At 37.2% G+C, this 17,050-nt stretch carries 21 protein-coding genes; 12 read left to right on the top strand and 9 right to left on the bottom strand.

Annotated features, from left to right (window positions below; translation table 11 throughout):
• Position 1 precedes the first annotated feature (1 nt).
• Both BAMA_RS19060 and BAMA_RS19055 read right to left on the bottom strand, forming a co-directional pair.
• Positions 2-883, bottom strand: coding sequence for an ABC transporter permease subunit (locus tag BAMA_RS19060; RefSeq protein ID WP_034642397.1), 882 nt, complete (start codon positions 881-883; stop codon positions 2-4).
• 117 nt (positions 884-1,000) lie between these two features.
• The gene (locus tag BAMA_RS19055) at positions 1,001-1,492 is read right to left on the bottom strand and encodes a phosphatidylglycerophosphatase A family protein (RefSeq protein ID WP_034642395.1); all 492 of its coding nucleotides are present in this window, start codon (positions 1,490-1,492) and stop codon (positions 1,001-1,003) included.
• A 118-nt stretch (positions 1,493-1,610) separates the two neighbouring features.
• Between BAMA_RS19055 and yutH the strand changes: the two genes are divergently transcribed.
• On the top strand, positions 1,611-2,609 hold the full coding sequence (gene yutH, locus BAMA_RS19050; protein ID WP_034642393.1) for a spore coat putative kinase YutH: 999 nt from the start codon (positions 1,611-1,613) through the stop codon (positions 2,607-2,609).
• A gap of 245 nt (positions 2,610-2,854) precedes the next feature.
• Here yutH and BAMA_RS19045 read toward each other — a convergent pair whose 3' ends face one another.
• Complete coding sequence (locus BAMA_RS19045; protein WP_034642390.1) at positions 2,855-3,091, bottom strand: NifU family protein; 237 nt, start codon at positions 3,089-3,091, stop codon at positions 2,855-2,857.
• A gap of 143 nt (positions 3,092-3,234) precedes the next feature.
• On the opposite strand from BAMA_RS19045, the gene BAMA_RS19040 reads away from it, so the two are divergent.
• Positions 3,235-3,543 (top strand): YuzD family protein, encoded by a 309-nt coding sequence (locus BAMA_RS19040; RefSeq protein ID WP_034642388.1) that lies wholly within the window; start codon positions 3,235-3,237, stop codon positions 3,541-3,543.
• A gap of 404 nt (positions 3,544-3,947) precedes the next feature.
• Positions 3,948-4,742, top strand: a complete 795-nt coding sequence (locus BAMA_RS19035; protein ID WP_034642386.1) for a nucleotidyltransferase domain-containing protein — start codon at positions 3,948-3,950, stop codon at positions 4,740-4,742.
• A 73-nt stretch (positions 4,743-4,815) separates the two neighbouring features.
• Here the strand turns inward: BAMA_RS19035 and BAMA_RS19030 are convergent, their stop codons facing one another.
• A complete protein-coding gene (locus tag BAMA_RS19030; protein WP_034642383.1) occupies positions 4,816-5,886 on the bottom strand; it encodes an NAD(P)/FAD-dependent oxidoreductase in 1,071 nt (356 codons plus the stop codon).
• 215 nt (positions 5,887-6,101) lie between these two features.
• On the opposite strand from BAMA_RS19030, the gene BAMA_RS19025 reads away from it, so the two are divergent.
• The 7 genes from BAMA_RS19025 (at position 6,102) to BAMA_RS18995 (ending at position 11,791) form a co-directional block, all read left to right on the top strand.
• Positions 6,102-6,341, top strand: coding sequence for a YuzB family protein (locus BAMA_RS19025; RefSeq protein ID WP_034642381.1), 240 nt, complete (start codon positions 6,102-6,104; stop codon positions 6,339-6,341).
• A gap of 102 nt (positions 6,342-6,443) precedes the next feature.
• Positions 6,444-7,670 carry a NupC/NupG family nucleoside CNT transporter gene (locus tag BAMA_RS19020; protein ID WP_034642379.1) on the top strand — a complete coding sequence of 409 codons (1,227 nt, stop codon included), beginning with the start codon at positions 6,444-6,446 and terminating at the stop codon, positions 7,668-7,670.
• Between the two features lie 176 nt (positions 7,671-7,846).
• The gene (dapF, locus tag BAMA_RS19015; RefSeq protein WP_034642438.1) at positions 7,847-8,695 is read left to right on the top strand and encodes a diaminopimelate epimerase; all 849 of its coding nucleotides are present in this window, start codon (positions 7,847-7,849) and stop codon (positions 8,693-8,695) included.
• A 47-nt stretch (positions 8,696-8,742) separates the two neighbouring features.
• Entirely contained in the window at positions 8,743-9,096 is a 354-nt protein-coding gene (locus tag BAMA_RS19010) for a HesB/IscA family protein (RefSeq protein WP_034642436.1), read from the top strand.
• 347 nt (positions 9,097-9,443) lie between these two features.
• On the top strand, positions 9,444-10,085 hold the full coding sequence (locus BAMA_RS19005) for a hypothetical protein (protein ID WP_034642377.1): 642 nt from the start codon (positions 9,444-9,446) through the stop codon (positions 10,083-10,085).
• Between the two features lie 294 nt (positions 10,086-10,379).
• On the top strand, positions 10,380-11,261 hold the full coding sequence (locus BAMA_RS19000) for a helix-turn-helix domain-containing protein (protein ID WP_034642375.1): 882 nt from the start codon (positions 10,380-10,382) through the stop codon (positions 11,259-11,261).
• A 2-nt stretch (positions 11,262-11,263) separates the two neighbouring features.
• Positions 11,264-11,791, top strand: coding sequence for a hypothetical protein (locus BAMA_RS18995; protein WP_034642373.1), 528 nt, complete (start codon positions 11,264-11,266; stop codon positions 11,789-11,791).
• A gap of 24 nt (positions 11,792-11,815) precedes the next feature.
• Here the strand turns inward: BAMA_RS18995 and BAMA_RS18990 are convergent, their stop codons facing one another.
• Entirely contained in the window at positions 11,816-12,691 is an 876-nt protein-coding gene (locus tag BAMA_RS18990; RefSeq protein WP_034642372.1) for an AraC family transcriptional regulator, read from the bottom strand.
• A gap of 203 nt (positions 12,692-12,894) precedes the next feature.
• Between BAMA_RS18990 and BAMA_RS18985 the strand changes: the two genes are divergently transcribed.
• Positions 12,895-13,257 (top strand): YxeA family protein, encoded by a 363-nt coding sequence (locus tag BAMA_RS18985; RefSeq protein ID WP_034642370.1) that lies wholly within the window; start codon positions 12,895-12,897, stop codon positions 13,255-13,257.
• 15 nt (positions 13,258-13,272) lie between these two features.
• Complete coding sequence (locus BAMA_RS18980) at positions 13,273-13,626, top strand: YxeA family protein (RefSeq protein WP_034642367.1); 354 nt, start codon at positions 13,273-13,275, stop codon at positions 13,624-13,626.
• Positions 13,627-13,664: 38 nt separating this feature from the next.
• On the opposite strand, the gene BAMA_RS18975 is transcribed toward BAMA_RS18980, so the two are convergent.
• The 4 genes from BAMA_RS18975 to BAMA_RS18960 form a co-directional block, all read right to left on the bottom strand.
• Positions 13,665-14,117, bottom strand: coding sequence for a 2-thiouracil desulfurase family protein (locus tag BAMA_RS18975; RefSeq protein WP_034642365.1), 453 nt, complete (start codon positions 14,115-14,117; stop codon positions 13,665-13,667).
• 15 nt (positions 14,118-14,132) lie between these two features.
• The gene (locus BAMA_RS18970) at positions 14,133-15,005 is read right to left on the bottom strand and encodes a phosphotransferase family protein (RefSeq protein WP_034642363.1); all 873 of its coding nucleotides are present in this window, start codon (positions 15,003-15,005) and stop codon (positions 14,133-14,135) included.
• 140 nt (positions 15,006-15,145) lie between these two features.
• The gene (locus BAMA_RS18965) at positions 15,146-16,399 is read right to left on the bottom strand and encodes an MFS transporter (protein WP_034642361.1); all 1,254 of its coding nucleotides are present in this window, start codon (positions 16,397-16,399) and stop codon (positions 15,146-15,148) included.
• A gap of 131 nt (positions 16,400-16,530) precedes the next feature.
• On the bottom strand, positions 16,531-17,007 hold the full coding sequence (locus BAMA_RS18960) for a GyrI-like domain-containing protein (RefSeq protein ID WP_034642359.1): 477 nt from the start codon (positions 17,005-17,007) through the stop codon (positions 16,531-16,533).
• Between the last annotated feature and the right edge of the window lie 43 nt (positions 17,008-17,050).

The following is a 17,050-nucleotide window of genomic DNA, read 5'->3' as shown; positions in this document are numbered from 1 at the left end:
GTTACGCTTCTCCTTTCAATTCATCTGGAACGAAAATATGAAACAATTTAAAAATAATAAAAATTGGTATATAAATAAACAAAAGTGAAATGATAAATACTTCAGGAATATTGTAATCTTTAAGGAACAGGAAAATGCCAGGAATGTTAAAGAAATATTCGATAATGTATAAATTAGATAACATAAACCATATATTTGTTTTGGAAAAATACAACATGCTTAGTAAAACGTTTCGGAGGACGTGGTGATTTAAAATATGTAGTTTATCAAAACCTTTGGCACGGGCTAATAATACATAGTCTTTTTGCAATTCTGTCTCAAAACGGAATAATAGTAGTTTTACAAATAATATAATGGTGGGTAAACTAAGGCATAGAATTGGGAGTAAAACAACTTCTTTATCGCGTATGCTTGCAATATTCATAATTAGTACGTTTGTTTTTTTATAAATATATACAACGAGTAATTGGAGCCCGAGGATGAATAAAACGTCTGGGATAGACTCAAGAAAGTCGAGAAAGACTTTGACTTTGTCTTGTTTACGTTTCGATAGTTGTAGGATGATATACACGATGATGAAAGAAACGAGTACGGAAACGAGTAAGGATATTGAGAAGATAAACAAGGTTTCTTTATACTGTATAAAGATTTGTGGAAACATAGGTCTTCCACTATTTTGGCCCATATGAGATCCGTAATAAAGTAATGGTTCATCTCCAAAGAATTTTGCAAATGTTGAAGTAATGGAATTGATATAGTTATCTATGTTAATTTTCATACCAATAAATAATTGTGGTAATGTCCCTACAAATAAAATAACGATTATCGACAGAACGAGATGGATCGGTATTTCAACAAATTTATTTGTGAGTATTTTTTTCATAAGATTCCCCCAATATATCCTTTCTTCTGTACATATACGACAAATTTCCTAGGAAATCCTTGTTAGAATTTGTAAAAAAGAACGAACCAAAATTGGTCCGTTCTTTTTCTCTTTATTCTACTCTACATGCGCAGCTCGGTGTGCCAAACGACTTGATGCAGCTGCCGCAATTGCACCGACAATATCATCAAGGAACGTATGAACTTTCCCACCAGATTTATCATTTAAGTATTGCAAAATACCTGGTTTTACTTTATCGATATAGCCAAAATTCGTGAAGCCAATGGAACCGTATACGTTGACGATAGATAAGGCAATGATTTCATCTACACCATATAGTCCTTCGTCACGCCCAATGATACTTTGTAATGGTTCACTAAGCATTCCTTTTTCCGCGAGAATATCTAATTCAATACCTGTGATAAGTGTATTTTGTACTTCGCGTTTTGATAATACACGCTCAACGTTATAACGACAGTCCTCCATTTTTAAATCTGAATGATACTTGTGCTGAAGAAAATATACTAGCTCACTAATGTCTTCAATCGTTACACCACGTTCTTTTAATAATTGTAATGCTTTTTCTTCTACTTCGTTTCGTTGTTTCATTGTTATCACCTGTTTTCTTTTTAATATTGTATACGTTACTTTGCGTTATCATGTGCATAGGAATGAATGGCGAGCAAGAGCTCATATATATAGAAAAAAACAGTAGGTGGCGAAGATTATGATTCGTTATATTTACGAGCATTATCATTTGCAAGTGAAAGAGCTCATACCTTTAGGTCACTATAAAAGTTTTTGGATTCGTAATCAAATTTATGTACTATTTCCAATTGGTAACTTAGAAGAAGATGAGCTAATCGAAATGAAAAATTTAAGTGACTATATGCGCCAACAAGGCGATCAAACAGTTATGTTATTTGTACCTAATATACATGGTTATTATGTAACTGAGATAGAAGAAACAAATTATTGCTTGTTAACGGGAACACGCTTCGTACAAAATGCGAACGCTTCACTTGGAAATGAGCTTGCCGTTTTTCATAAACGCGGTGCGTATTTTCCAAGTGAGGTTGAGCACTTACGACGCATTGGCGAATGGAAGGCACTATGGGAAAAAAGAATCGAGCAACTTGAAAGGTTTTGGCAATCAAAGGTGGCAAACCATCCTACTGATACATTCGATCAAATGTTTATCGAATCCTTTCCCTATTATCTAGGAATTGCTGAAAATGCAATTCAGTATGTTGCTGATACGGAACTAGATGATACACCACAGTTTGCCGATGCTGCAACAATTTGTCAGGAACGCTTTTCTCCTTCTTTATGGAAGTCCACACAACAGTTCAAAATCCCTGCTGATTGGGTATTCGATCATCCAAGCCGTGATTTAGCAGAATGGATTCGCACCATATCATTTGAGAAGAAAGGAGAATGGAAACAAACCATTTCTCAATTTTTAACTGATTATGAAAGGGTATATCCATTATCTTCTTTCGGTTGGCGCTTATTATTCGCGCGTCTTCTATTTCCGCTTCATTATTTTGAAACGGCGGAGCAGTATTACTTAACAGGGAACGAAGCTGTAAGAGAAATATATCGTGATCGTCTCGAGATGATGTTAGCTGATGTACGTCAAACCGAGCAATTTATCGGCAGTTTCTTTCAACTTGCTCGCACTCCTGTAAGAAAAACAGATATCCGTAAATTAGATTGGTTGTAATTGTGAAAAAAGAGACCAGTGTGGTCTCTTTTTTCTTGTGTGTTTTTAGCATCTAATCGTTGATTAGGGTGTAATATATGTAGCGGTGGTGGCCGACTGTTCTAGCCGCTTCCGCTTTTAATTATATCCAGCTGCGATGGCAAGCTCTTCGCGTCTAAGAACCTTCCGCACGAGAAAGTAAAGAACACTTTCTGTGCGAAAGAACCTTAGCCGGTCAGAGCTGTGCGTGCCATCTCCGCTTTTAATTAAAATACTTGTTCTACTTCAATTACTCCAGGTACTTCTTCTAGAAGCGCGCGTTCGATACCTGCTTTTAGTGTGATTGTAGAACTTGGGCAGCTGCCACAAGCACCTAGAAGGCGTAATTTTACGATACCGTCTTCGATATCAACTAGTTCTACGTCACCGCCGTCACGAAGTAAGAATGGACGTAATTTCTCTAATACTTCCGCTACTTGTTCATGCATGTTTTGGTTTTCCATATTTATCGACTCCTTTCAATAGTTTTATTATAATCAAGATAGAGGGGAAAATCTAATTTTTTATTACTGTAAAATTATTGTATGACAGTTTCTTTTGTATTTGTGACAATGAAAGGACGACTACATAAGATGGGGGAGTTTGTATGATTCATATTGATGTATACGGTGCAAAGGTAGTATGTGCAAGCTGCGTTGGCATGCCATCTTCGACTGAAACGTTTGAATGGCTACAAGCAGCAATTGGCCGTAAGTATGAAGGACAGGAAGGGAAATTCTGTTTTGATTATATTGATATTCATGAAGAGCAACAAGATGAAGAGAAGCAAGCATTTGCAGAGCGAGTCATTGAAGAGGATTTGTTTTATCCAGTTGTTCTTATAAATGGTGAAATTGTTGGAGAAGGAAATCCTCGTTTAAAAGATGTATATGGAGAAATTGAAAAGTATTTATAAAATGAAAGCTCTCGTGATTGTAGCGAGAGTTTTTTTGTAAACTCCTTACTAAGGAAGCCTTAATTTTTAATCCCGCTATTTGCGGGCTGTAAGACTCCCACCTCAAAACTTGGGAAAAGCGAAGAAGTTTAGGTGGGAGATGAACGGTATGAATCTAGCTACGACTCCTAAGCACTCGAGCCACAAGCTAATCCTTTCTGTGGCAAACTTCGCCACGCCAAGGCTTATCTTGTGCTTGTCGTGCTTGAACAGTCGTCTTCGCTTTTGAATGTAAAAGTCCGATTGGTCGGGCTAACAATCAGTGGGGGATGGAGAAAACCCCCACTGATTGAAGTTTCACTTTATGGAGGATATAAAAAAGAAAGCGAGAATTACTTATGGTGCATAAAAGAAAGGAAGAGTAGATGATGAACAATGTACCGGTAGAAGTTCAAGCTTTTTTACATATGTATGTGAGTGAATTAAAAAGCACCTTACCACATGATCAAGTTATTGGTGTATATGTATATGGTTCTACAGCACTTGGCGCATTTCATTTGGAAACGAGTGATATTGATTTTGTGACGGTAACAAAAGAAGAATTAAAGAAGGATGAAGAAGAGAATCTTTGCGCGCTTCACAAAAGACTTTGTGAACATGGGCTAGGGAAACGAATGGACGGTATGTATATTCCGCTTGCTCACGTCGGACAGAAAAACGAAGAGATGGCAGCTTATCAATACTGTGCAGATGGAAAAATTCATAAGGGCTATTGGGATGTGAACGCTGTGACTTGGTGGACGCTGAAGCACCATGGAATTACAGTAACAGGGCGTGATGTAAGTCAGTTGTCACTGCAAGTAGGCTGGAATGATGTTGTGGAAACGATGAAATATAATATAGAACAATATTGGAGTAAAAAAGCAGCAAGTCCGTATTTGTTTTTCACTGATGAGTGGGTAGAATCCGCAGTTGTTACGATGGGACGTATTTTATATACGTTAGAGAACGGCGGGATTGTTTCAAAAGATGCAGGACTAACATATATGATGAAGTCTTCTCCAAAGTGGGAGCCGCTCTTGCAAGAAGTAAAGAGAATTCGCACTGGAAAAGGGGAGCGAGTAATGACAAGGTGGTCACGGATGAAGATGACGCGTCAATATTTGCTCGAAGGAATTGAAGTGTGTACAAATAAGTGGTTGTTACAGGATAGCCGATAAACTTTTAAAATAGCTGAAATAATTGCTTAGCTACACAACACAAAACAAGAGCCCTTGGGCTCTTGTTTTGTGTTTAACCGTTATGGTATTTGTACATCCATAAAATTCCCGATTTTAATAGACGAGGGACACGGCCCATTAATGGTTGGTTTGCAAGTAAACCGAAGCCGTGCTTTTTTCCGAGTGATCCAAGAACACCTTTTAGTTTAATAACAGGTAGTTCGTCTGGAAGTGGTTCGTTGTTCCATCGTTTTATTAATATTTGGACAATTTGCTCTCCTTGTCCCTCAGCAAGTTGAGCGGATGGTGCGTGTGGCAATGCTGCGCAGTCGCCGACAACATAGACGTGCTCGTTGCTTGGAATATTATGATGTTTTGTTAAAACGATGCGGCCACCGTTATCTTGTTCAACTGGTAAGTTTCGTACAACTTCATGTGCTTGAATACCAGCTGTCCATACGATTGCATCGCATTCTAATGGTTCATCATGATTGTAGACGATGTTTGATTCTACTTTTGTAATGTTAGAGTTTCGGATAATGTTAACATTATGTTTGTGAAACCATTTTTCTACGTATCTACTTAATTTTTCAGGATATGGATATAGAATGCGATCTTTACGATCAAATAAGTGGATTTCTAAATCTGGGCGACTTTCACGTAATTCACTTGCTACTTCTACACCGCTTAGTCCTGCACCAACCACTGCAACTGTTGCATTTGGTTCTAGACCGTTTAGTTGTTCATATGTTTTTCGTGCTTGTTCAATGGACTGGAGGCTATGCGTATATTCCTCTGCTCCAGGAACGTTATGATATTTATCTACGCAGCCAAGTCCGATAATAAGGTCATCATACTGTACGATATCACCGCCATCAAGATGAACGGATTTACTTTCAAGATCAATATTTGTTACCGTACCATATTTTATATTTAGACGCGGATGCTCTGGAAACGGAATGCGAATATGTGTTTCTGAAATTGTTCCTGCCACTAATGCATAGTATTCTGTTTTAAAACAGTGATATGGTACTTTGTCGATTAATGTCACTTGGACATCATCTGGAAGTTGGTTATGTGGTAGAAGCCTCTGTAGAATTCTCATCCCACCGTAGCCCCCGCCTAATAATACGAGGTGTTTCATGATGGATTACCCCTTTTCTGTTGAAATATCCCCTAGTCATACAATTTTATATTGAAAAAATATTTTGACTTTACTCATACAAATTATATCGAATTTGTGAACAAATAACAATGCAGGAATGCACACTCTGTTGTACAATAGGTAGAAAAGTGACAGTAAAATGGAGTCGATTGTTGGCATATAATAGTTTGAAATAGATAACAGGGGTGAGAAAAGTGATCAAACCATTAATCGAATTTTGCGTCGGGAACTTAGCAAGTGGTTCACAAGCAGCGATGGAAAAGTTGGAAAGAGATCCAAACTTAGATGTAATGGAATATGGTTGTCTCGGATATTGTGGTATTTGTTTTGAGGGACCATTTGCACTTGTGAACGGTGAAGTTGTTCAAGGTGCAACGGTAGAAGAGCTTGTAAATAACGTATATGAATATTTGGACGAAAATCCAATGTTTTAAGGCGCCTTATAAAAGAGGCGTCTTTTTTAGTGCTGTCATGCGAGAGTAAAAAACCAATTAGAGGAAATGCTAACGAAGAATTATAAACTTCGAGGTGAAAGTATGAACATTATTTGGGGGCTTATAGGGATTGCTGTCATTCTTTTAATTGGCTATGTGTTATCGAATAATAGAAAAGCTATTTCAGCACGCACCGTTTTTGGTGCTTTAGCAATTCAACTATTGTTTGGATTTATGGTGCTACAGTGGAATGTTGGTCGCATGATTTTAGAAAAAGTAACCCAATTTGTCCAAAAGATTATGGATTTTGCAAATGCCGGAATCCTATTCTTATTCGGTAGTTTAGGTGACCCAACGCAAAACACTGGGTTTGTATTTGCATTTCGCGTCTTACCAATTTTAATTTTTTTATCTTCAGTAATTGCGGTCTTATACTACTTAGGAATCATGCAGTGGATCGTTCGTATTATTGGCGGAGCATTATCAAGATTGCTTGGTACAAGTCAATCAGAGTCATTATCGGCAACGGCAAATATTTTCCTTGGACAAACAGAGGCCCCGCTTGTGATTCGGCCGTATATGCCAAGGTTAACAAAGTCCGAATTGTTTGCAGTTATGGTCGGTGGGCTCGCGTCTGTATCCGGTTCTACTTTGTTTGGATATGCTGCGCTTGGTGTACCGTTAAAATTTTTATTAGCAGCAAGTGTTATGGCAGCACCGGCTGGTTTGTTAATGGCGAAGTTGCTGTTTCCAGAAACAGATGAGCCAGAAGTACATACAAAGCATGAAGAAAATGATGAAGATCGTGATACTAAGCCAGCGAACGTGATTGATGCAGCTGCGCGTGGTGCAGCTGATGGGTTATCACTTGCGCTGAACGTAGGAGCGATGTTGATTGCGTTTATTGCGATTATTGCACTGTTAAATGGAATTGTTGGTGGTATTGGCGGATTGTTTGGTGCACCGAAGTTATCACTAGAATTGATACTTGGGTACCTATTTTCTCCATTAGCGTTTGTGATTGGTGTTCCTTGGAATGAAGCGATTACGGCAGGAAGTTTTATCGGTCAAAAGTTAATTTTAAATGAATTTGTAGCATTTACTGACTTTGCACCTCAAATGGGAACACTTTCTGAGAAAACGACAGCAATTATTACATTTGCCCTTTGTGGTTTTGCAAACTTATCATCGGTTGCCATTTTACTTGGTGGACTTGGTGGTATGGCACCGACAAGACGCGGAGATATCGCAAAGTTTGGACTGCGCTCTATTATCGCTGCGACACTTGCGAATTTATTAAGCGCAGCAATTGCGGGAATGTTTGTATAAAATGCAAAAAAAGCCCCTTTCCGAAAGGGCTTTTTTCTTATAACACTTGTGTAAGCACGACTAATATTAGGAGTCGCCAAAAGTTGTCAAATATAAGAATCGGGGGACGTTCTTATTGTGTTCCAAAAGCATGCATTTTATACTTAAAGCAATTAAATTTTTTTGGAGTGGCTACGATGAAACAATTTACATTTACGAAAATGCATGGTCTTGGAAATAATTATATTTATGTAAATCTGTTTGAAGAAACGCTAGTAGAAGAAGAACTAGCACGCATTGCGGAAAAAGTTTCAAATGTGAATACAGGAATCGGATCGGATGGGATGATTTTAATTTGTCCGTCTGAAGTGGCACCTGTAAAAATGCGTATCTTTAATAAAGATGGTTCAGAAGGAAAAAACTGCGGAAATGGTTTACGTTGCGTAGCGAAGTACGCTTACGAACATAAATTAGTAGAAGAAACAGTGTTTACGATTGAGACGTTAGGCGGTATTGTCACTGCGGAAGTAACAGTAGGAGATAATGTTGTCACATCAGTAACAATTGATATGGGAGCACCTCGTTTAAAACGCGAAGATTTACCGATGCTTGGTGAAGGTGAGCGTGAAATATTCGCATATGATGACAAAAATTATGTGTTCACAGCTGTATCTATGGGAAATCCACATGTCGTTACGATTGTTGATAAGATTGGTGAAGCACCTCTTACTACGCTAGGTCCTATCGTTGAAAAACATGACATGTTCCCAGAAGGAGTAAACGTTGAGTTTATTGAAGTCGTAAACGATAACGAACTTCATTTTCGCGTATGGGAGCGTGGATCTGGTGTGACGGAGGCGTGTGGAACAGGAGCGTGCGCGGCTGTTGTAGCATCCATTTTAAATGGGAAAATGGAGCGTGGAAAAGAAATTACAGTGCACTTAGCTGGCGGTGATTTACGTATTACATGGACTGAAGAAGGAACAGTGTTCATGAAGGGACCTGCTGAAGTCATTTGCACAGGAGTGTATCATTACGACATATAACAGTAAACATGTATAATAGAAGTAGAAAAGAAAGGAAGGTGAATGCTGTGATTGAAGTAACTGAACAAGCAGCATATCAAATTCAGGACATGTTAAATCAAGCTGAAAATGGAGAGAAGTACGTACGCTTTGCGGTACATGGTGGCGGATGTAGTGGTCTTTCTTACGGATTAGGCTTTGACACAGAAATCAAAGAAGACGACACAGTACTTGAATTTCATGGCGTAACATTTTTAATTGATAAAGAAAGCACACCGATTGTAAACGGTGTGAAAATTGACTACAAACAATCAATGCTTGGCGGCGGATTCACAATCGATAATCCGAATGCAATCGCATCATGCGGGTGTGGTTCATCTTTCCGTACAGCGAAGAATGCTGGTAAGCCAGAAGAGTGTTAAGCTTTTTCACTTTATTAGTCTATTTGAAAACTGAGCTAACGGTTGAGGGTTATATGTTTTAGACTGTGTAAAATATATATAAACGACTAGCTAACATGTAATAAAAGAAAACCTTCTTAACGATGAAATTAAATCGTTAAGAAGGTTTTTTATATTGAAAAAGAAAAGACACATCGCATTGAATATTTTGTAACAAGCTGGAATTTTTATGTTATATACAACATAAAATCAAAAAGAGATTATAAAACTCCCTATTCTAAATAAATTCTAGAAAATCTAATTTTCAGTGAAATATATGAAGTGCTGAAAAATATCAAAATAATAAATAGTGTGGAGGAGGATTTAAGATGCAAAAAGATTTCACATTACTTATTGCTGATGAAGAAAAAGAAAAAGAAGAGTTAATCACTCAAATGGAAGATACAAAAGTTAAATTTAAGCAAGCAGTTATTACATATGCAAAAGATTGGTTTCGTAAACAAGCAAAATTAGAAATAACAGATAAGCCAAGATTAGCTAAAAGATTAGGGTCAGAACAATTAAGAAATTTAAAAAAGAGAATTGAAGATTTAATAAATCAATCAGAACAGCTAGTAGATGAGTATTTAGATGACAATTCAATATGGTGGCATTTAAGTGAGAAAAAATGGATTGTTCCTTACAATGATAGAATACCAGGCGAAATTCATAAAGCTGTTAAATTAATGTTTGGAGAATTAGGAGTTATTTTAGCAGAAGCAGGGTTTGTTGAGTTAAACCCTATAATAAAACAGTATACTTCTGGTAGAGAGCATAATCTTTGGGTAGAAGATGATTTAAGAAGAAGACCTTGTTATCCATATCCATTGAGCTTTACAAGCGAAATTAAAAAAATATACGCTGAATATCATGAATTAGCGAAACGAACAGAAGAAAGAAATAGTAACATTAAAAAATTACAAGCAGAAAAAGAAGAAAGTCACGTTGGGGATTTGTGGGATTCTTTATAAGATGAACCTCGTGACAAAGAGGTTAAATGTTATTGATAGTAAATCTTTTAATGAAAGTATATTTTTGATTTGTGAGCTGTAATGTTGAGTTACCTAAAGTTGCGAAGTAAATAATTAGGAAATCCCTTTAACAATTGTTAAAGGGATTTTTTTATCCCGCTATTTGCGGGCTGACACTCAGTGGGGGATGAAGAAACCCCTCATTGAGTGAAGTTTCACTTTATAAATAGCAAAAAAAGTCAAAAAAAGATGTTGCTACTTCGTTATCATAGTTAATGGGAGGAGGGTTTAGCATTGAAATACGAAGGAACTATTCAATTAGCTATCGATTGGATTGAAGAACATTTACATGAAGAAATTTGTGCAGATGATATTGCATATATTGCTGGTTTTTCAAAATATCACTTTCATAGAATTTTTCAAAATACAGTTGGGATGTCTGTTTCAGAATATACGAGAATGAGGCGGCTGACGAATGCAGCAACAGTACTCCTGTATACAGAAGAAAGAATTCTTGATATCGCTTTACATCTCCAGTTTGAATCACAAGAAGCGTTTACACGTGCGTTTAAGAAGATGTATCGTTTACCACCTGGTCAATTCCGGCGTGTGATGAGGGATATAGTAATGACAAAAAAGGAGGTTTCGAGTATGGAAGAGCAAATAAAAGGTTGGTTTTTAAGTGGATCGCATCCGTTTCACTATGAGATGGGGACGGATAGAGAGATTGTACATCAAGGAAGAGTATCAGGATATTTAAAGTCAAAAACGGTTGAAAATGGCGAACAATTTGCGACAATGATGCAACAATTTAAGGCAGATAAATATGTTGGAAAGCGAATCAAACTTTCTGGATTTATTAAAACAACAGATGTTGAATTTTTTGCAGGAATGTGGATGCGTGTTGATAATGCTGGAGATGAGGTACTTCAGTTTGATAACATGAGCGATAGACCTCTTGTTGGTACGAAACATTGGAATCATTATGCAATTGTATTAGATGTGCCGGAAAATGCGGCAACAATTTTATTTGGAATATTGCTTTCCGGTAAAGGAAAAGTGTGGATTGACGGATTGAAATTTGAAGAAGTAGACCATAATACACCAACGACTCACATGACATTTCCTGTAGAATTATTAGATGAACCAACAAATTTATCATTTGAAGAGGAATAGAGATGATTAAAGAAATATTGCTTATTGGCTGGGAACTTATTACGGTGCAAATGCCTCTGTACTTAAATATTTGGATTGCACTCTTATTGCTAAGTAGTGTATTAGAAGGAGTTTTTAAATCCATACAGCAGAAACGTCCTCTTGGAAATGCGTTATTAATAGCGGTGATAGAAGGACTGATTGTGACCGTTGTTGCGCTTGGTATTACTGCTTTTGGAATTCGTCTTATTGATTGGATTCTCCCAGGGCATATAGAACCATTTAGTCGGGAAAATACTGTTTTATTTAGTGTTATAATTGTGACGGCAGCTCTTGTTGTAGATGTAATTGTGAGGGGTGTTACTAAGAATAAACAGCCTATTGTTTTCTTTAGTGTAGTAATCATGGCGATTGTTGTTGCATTTGCATTCTTATTTGGAATGGTAGCTGTATTTAACTCCGCAATATCTGTTAGTTTAGTTGTTCTTCTTATTATAAGTGTTAGTTTGAGCTTACTATTAGGGACAGTTTATTATACGAAAACAAATTGAGAAAGAACTAGGTGTTGAAAACTCCTAGTTCTTTTTTATAACAGGTATCCATATTTCACTTTTAAACATCGGTGAGGTTACATCTTTTCCTTCATTCCATAGAATTTCTGGACCGTCTACTTGTTCATAGTTTGATGATGGGAACCATTCGGAATAAATACGTCCCCATATATTTTGCAATGTTTCAGGAAATGGTCCAATAGCTTCAAATACCGCCCATGTTGAGACCGGGACCTCTAGCGTTGTAAGGTGAGCGGGACATTTTTTAGTTGTTGCTACGCCAATATAATGGTCAAGCTCTCCTTTTTCCTTCATTCGGTCCTCGGAAAAGTTTGTAGATGCACTGATTAATCCGGTAGGTGCAACATTTGATAGACTTTTAAGTGTATTTATCATTTCACTATCTAAACTTCTCCACATTGCAGCAATCTCTGGGTTCACTCCACCAAAAATAATCGGAACTCTTTTTTGAATCCCAACAATTCGAAATTTCTCTTTTTCCACAATCCGATAGTTCATTTCGCTTCCTCCTTGAATTGAGAATTGAAAGGTCATTCGTGGATAGGCTTTCAGCGAAGAACTACTATTTCTTATTTCTGAAGGTGTTACGCCATGTAATTTTTGAAAGGCCCTTGTAAAAGAATCAGGTGAGTTGTATCCGTATTTTATGGCAATATCAATGATTTTCACATTGCTATTTATTAGCTCGAACGCTGCAAGTGTAAGGCGACGACGGCGAATATATTCAGAAAGTGTTATGCCAGCAAGAAAAGAAAACATTCTTGTAAAATGATACTGCGAGCAAAACGCTAACTTTGCAACCTTTTCAAAATCAATCTCGTTCATAAGATTTTCTTCCACATAGTTTAATGCTTCATTCATACCTTTAAGCGAATCCATTTGTGACGACCTCCTTCATTCATACAATAGCAAGAATTGAAAATATCCATCCGACATTTCATGCACAGTTATGTAGGATGATAACTGACTACGGAAGGGAAAATAGTGTATTACAAATCTGTAAGCTTTCTGTAAGGGAAATGAATTTTACCTTTTAGGCTTTGCTAGTAACATAACATATGTAAGGCAAGCGAGGTGAAAAAATGAAAGCAATTGTAAAAGGATTCGTTGTAATTGCACTTATATTAGGCGTTGGCACGTTTTACGTTCAAACGAAAACAGAAGGTGTACAAGCGTTTTTTGATAATTACTTTTCTGCAAAAGAAGTAAAAGAGTACTATGTTGTAACAAATAAGCCAGAAGAAAAAGGCGGCAAGTACTTATATACATTCCATGGCTATGATAAAGATGGAAATGAACAAATCGTTAAGAAGATGATGGATCGTGAGCTTCGTGAAGGTGCGTATTTACGAATCTTCTCAAAAGGAGCACAAGGTAAAGGGTGGCATGAAGTGCAAAAAGAAGATGTGCCGAAAAAAGCGTTGGAAAAACTAAATAAAAATTAATTTGAGGTGAAGGAAATGAAACGAGTATTAGCACTTTTAAGCGTATTAGTTGTATTTACAACAATGTTAGCAGGCTGTAATTTAAACCGAGTTGGAACTGATAAATATTACACACAAATTACGGTTGATGGGAATGAAAAAATAGACAAAGCTGATAACGGCGAGAAATTTCAAACTTTCGAGTATAAATTAGCTTCATTTGATAAAGATGGTAAAGAAAAAGAGATGGAATTTACAGCGCAAAAGAACTTACGTAAAGATGCATTCTTATGTCTGTACTATGATGAGAAAAAAGGCGTGAAATCTTGGCAGGAAGTGAAAGAAGATGAGCTTCCGAAAAAGGTAAAAGAAAAATTAGGTGTGAAGTAATAGAGAAGATTTGGCCCGAGGGCCAAATCTTTTTTTACTTACATATTTTCAAATTCTACTTCTGATATAACGATGAATCCATATCTTCTGAATAGTGCAGTTGTCACGCCATATCCATCCTTTTTGTTTCCGTTAAATTCTCCGGTGTAAATGGTGGAGCTGCCGCATGATGGACTGCGTTCTTTTAGAATGATCAGTTCTGGTGCTAAAGGTTTAATTTTTTCTAGCGCTTCGTATGCACCTTGCACGAAAGCGTCCGTTACATCATTGCCATGTTGATCGATGACTCTTGCTGTTCCGTCTAATACGTCATCGCCATTTCCACCAACAATTTCGGCAGGAGGGCGTGGTGTTGGTAATCCTCCTAATACTTCCGGGCAGACGAGAGTGGCCTCTTCATTTTGAAGAAGCTTTTCAATTTTAGAAATGAGGTTATCGTTCCCATCGTAACGACAGGCGATGCCAGCTAAACAAGCGCTAATAACAATCATTGCATTCGCTCCTTTTTAAAAGAAAGGAATTTTCTCTCGAAGTGTTTGTAGATTTTGGTGTATTCCTTTTTTATGACCGATTTTTAGGTTATAAAGCAGTTCATGAAATACTGCATGGTGCTGATAATAACGATCCATTCGTTCAAAAAATGTTTCGTCATTTGGAAACGGTGTTTGCTCTTTATAATAATTGTATACCAATCTTGCAAATGTTGCGCCGTAATCGGCATATAATCTGTAAAAGTCATACGCCGGATCACCAATACAGGCGTCGCCAAAATCGATAACGCCGTGAAGACCATTTTTATATAAAATGTGTGTGTAACTAATGTCACCGTGGATGATGCTTTTGGCTGTTGATTGCTGTTGAACGAGAGAAATGATGTTAGAAAAATACGCGTGAATGTACTCTTGTTCATGTTTTGTAAGAAGTGGGAAAATAGATTGTCCTACATTTTGAAAATGGTCTCTCCAAAATGCTTCGTCATGCTCACGGTGATAATTTAAACCTGCTACATCTACTCTATGTAATGTTGCCATGAATGTAGCGATTTGCTCTGCGACTACTTCTTGTTTTTCTAAAGAATGTAATAGCTCTTTCGTTAAAAAATTCCCATCAATTAATTTGTAATAACATCCAAATACGTTGCCGCGTTGATCATGTAGCAAGTTGTACAAAGGTACACAAATGTCTAACTCTTTATGTAACCTTTCTAACAATTTTCCATCACGTTCAATCCGTTTTCGACTTTGTTCTGTACGTGGAAAACGAAACAGCCATTCGTTATTAATAATAACACCAATGTTATCCCAGCCGCGCGTTTCTACTTGGAATGACTCAATTTGCAAATGCGGGAGATATTGCTGAATTGTATGTATATAGTTCATGTGAAACTGCTCCTTCGATATATAGTTGAAATTATAACAAATTGTTCTGTCATTTTTTAATTGTAGATGCATCATTAGAATGGGGCGTGGAACACTCGGATTCCCATTTAAAAAAGAGTCACGTGCTAAGCACATGACTCTTAATCAAACTTTCGTACGACAGGAACACGAATTGCGACAAAAAGAACAAATACAATTACAGCAATTGCACCGCTTTTCATAATTGTGACAATCGGTAAACCTGCGGCTAAGGCAAGGGATGTAAATGCATAGGAAAGTGGAATGAAGCCCATGGATGTTAACATAAGTAAACTCATGACACGTCCCATCATTTCTTCTTTCACTGTCGATTGAATCATTGCCATAAGCGGCACGATTGCCATCGCAATTGTCATGCCATAACATGCACCGGCAAGTAAGGCGTGCCAAAGCTCTGTACTAAAGTTTAATATGAAGAAGAACATACCAGACAACAGCATCATTACAATGCAAAACAAACCACGGCGTCTGCTTATATTCCTTAATCCAACGATAACGGCCCCAACTGCCATTCCACTTCCAACAGCTGCTTCCAAATAGCTAAAATGAAGTGAGTCACCGTGCAGCACGTTTTTCACAAATAGCGGGAATCCGACTTGCATCGGTCCGATTAAAAATAAATTTAAAAAGGCACTACAAATTAAGAAAGTAGAAAGAAATGGTGATTCTTTCACATAAAGAATGCCCTCTTTGATGGAGGTAAACATACTCTTTTCTTCTTTCTTTTCCTGTTGCAATGTCATTTGAATCTTTTGGACAAGGATTGCAGCAAGGATTAATAACAAAATGGTGATTGAAAAAATCGTTTCGTAGTTACTAAACTTAATAAGAATGCCGCCAAGCACAGGTCCTAAAATAACGGATGCTTGGTTTGACATGTGCGTTAATGAATTTGCTTGTGTGAGCTGGTGCTTTTCTACGAGCTCAGGCAAAATTGATCCGTCCGCTGACCAAAAGAAAGCATCAGCAAGTCCAAAAAATAGGGCGAAGAGTGCAAATGTATAAAGCGTCACATCACCGACAATAAACCAAGTTAAAATGGCTGAAACAAGCAAGGCTCGTACAATATTGGAATAAAACATGATATTTTTCTTTGGGAATTTATCGGCAATGGCCCCGCCAACAATCATAAAAATAAGGCGTGGTACACTAAGTGCCACGAATACAATGCCAAGTGAAGCTTCTAAATTTAATGTTTTTGCTATGTACCACGTTTGAGAAAATGTAAAAAATGCTAAGGCAAAGCTTGAACATAGAGTAGCTGTCCAAAGAAAGAGGAAGTTTGTATTCTTTAATAATGGAACACTTACTTCTTCTTGTGGGGTGGCCACTTCTTTTTGTTGTAGTTCCTCCATATTGCTTCCTTTCTATTGCATAGTTTAGTATCTTTTTTTACTGTTTCTTCTTTTTCTATACAGATACTTTTTCATTGTATGAAAAAATAGAGGATTTGCCCAGCTAAGATTGAAAGGAAGCATATGAAGGTTTATCTTTCGAGTGCTATGTAAATATCAACTTGTGCATTATCGGGGTTTGTAGCACGTTCATCATACAACTCAAAATCGACAGTGAAGGCACGTTGATTTTCTTTTGACCATTCCCAAATGTATGCCCACATCTCAGGAACGACTTCCGGGATTTTACCACGACGCGTCGTAAAAACAGCGTATGTTGTTTTTGGAACAGAAAGTAAGGTCATGTTTTCTGAAATGGGCTCAAAAGCGGAAACTGCATTGCCGATTGTGTACGTGTAAGAGCCGGTCTCATCGCTTTCGTAGTTGGAGTATAGCGCGATTATTTCTGCACCTGTTTTATTCGGAATTTGATTCATAATATCTTCTTTGAAGTACGTTTGCCATAGATGAGGAATCTTTCCATTAGCAGAAAATTCAACGTCGTTTCGCGTTGTAACAGAGATACCGACAGAGCGAAATATATCTTTTGTTATAATTGTAGGTTGCATATTTTTTCCTCCCTCTAAATAGAACATTAGTTCTTATTTAGAG

The sequence above is a fragment of the Bacillus manliponensis genome, from assembly GCF_000712595.1.
GTDB lineage: Bacteria > Bacillota > Bacilli > Bacillales > Bacillaceae_G > Bacillus_A > Bacillus_A manliponensis.
Note: the sequence above shows the minus strand (reverse complement) of the source record. Positions and strands in the feature narration are given on the sequence as shown.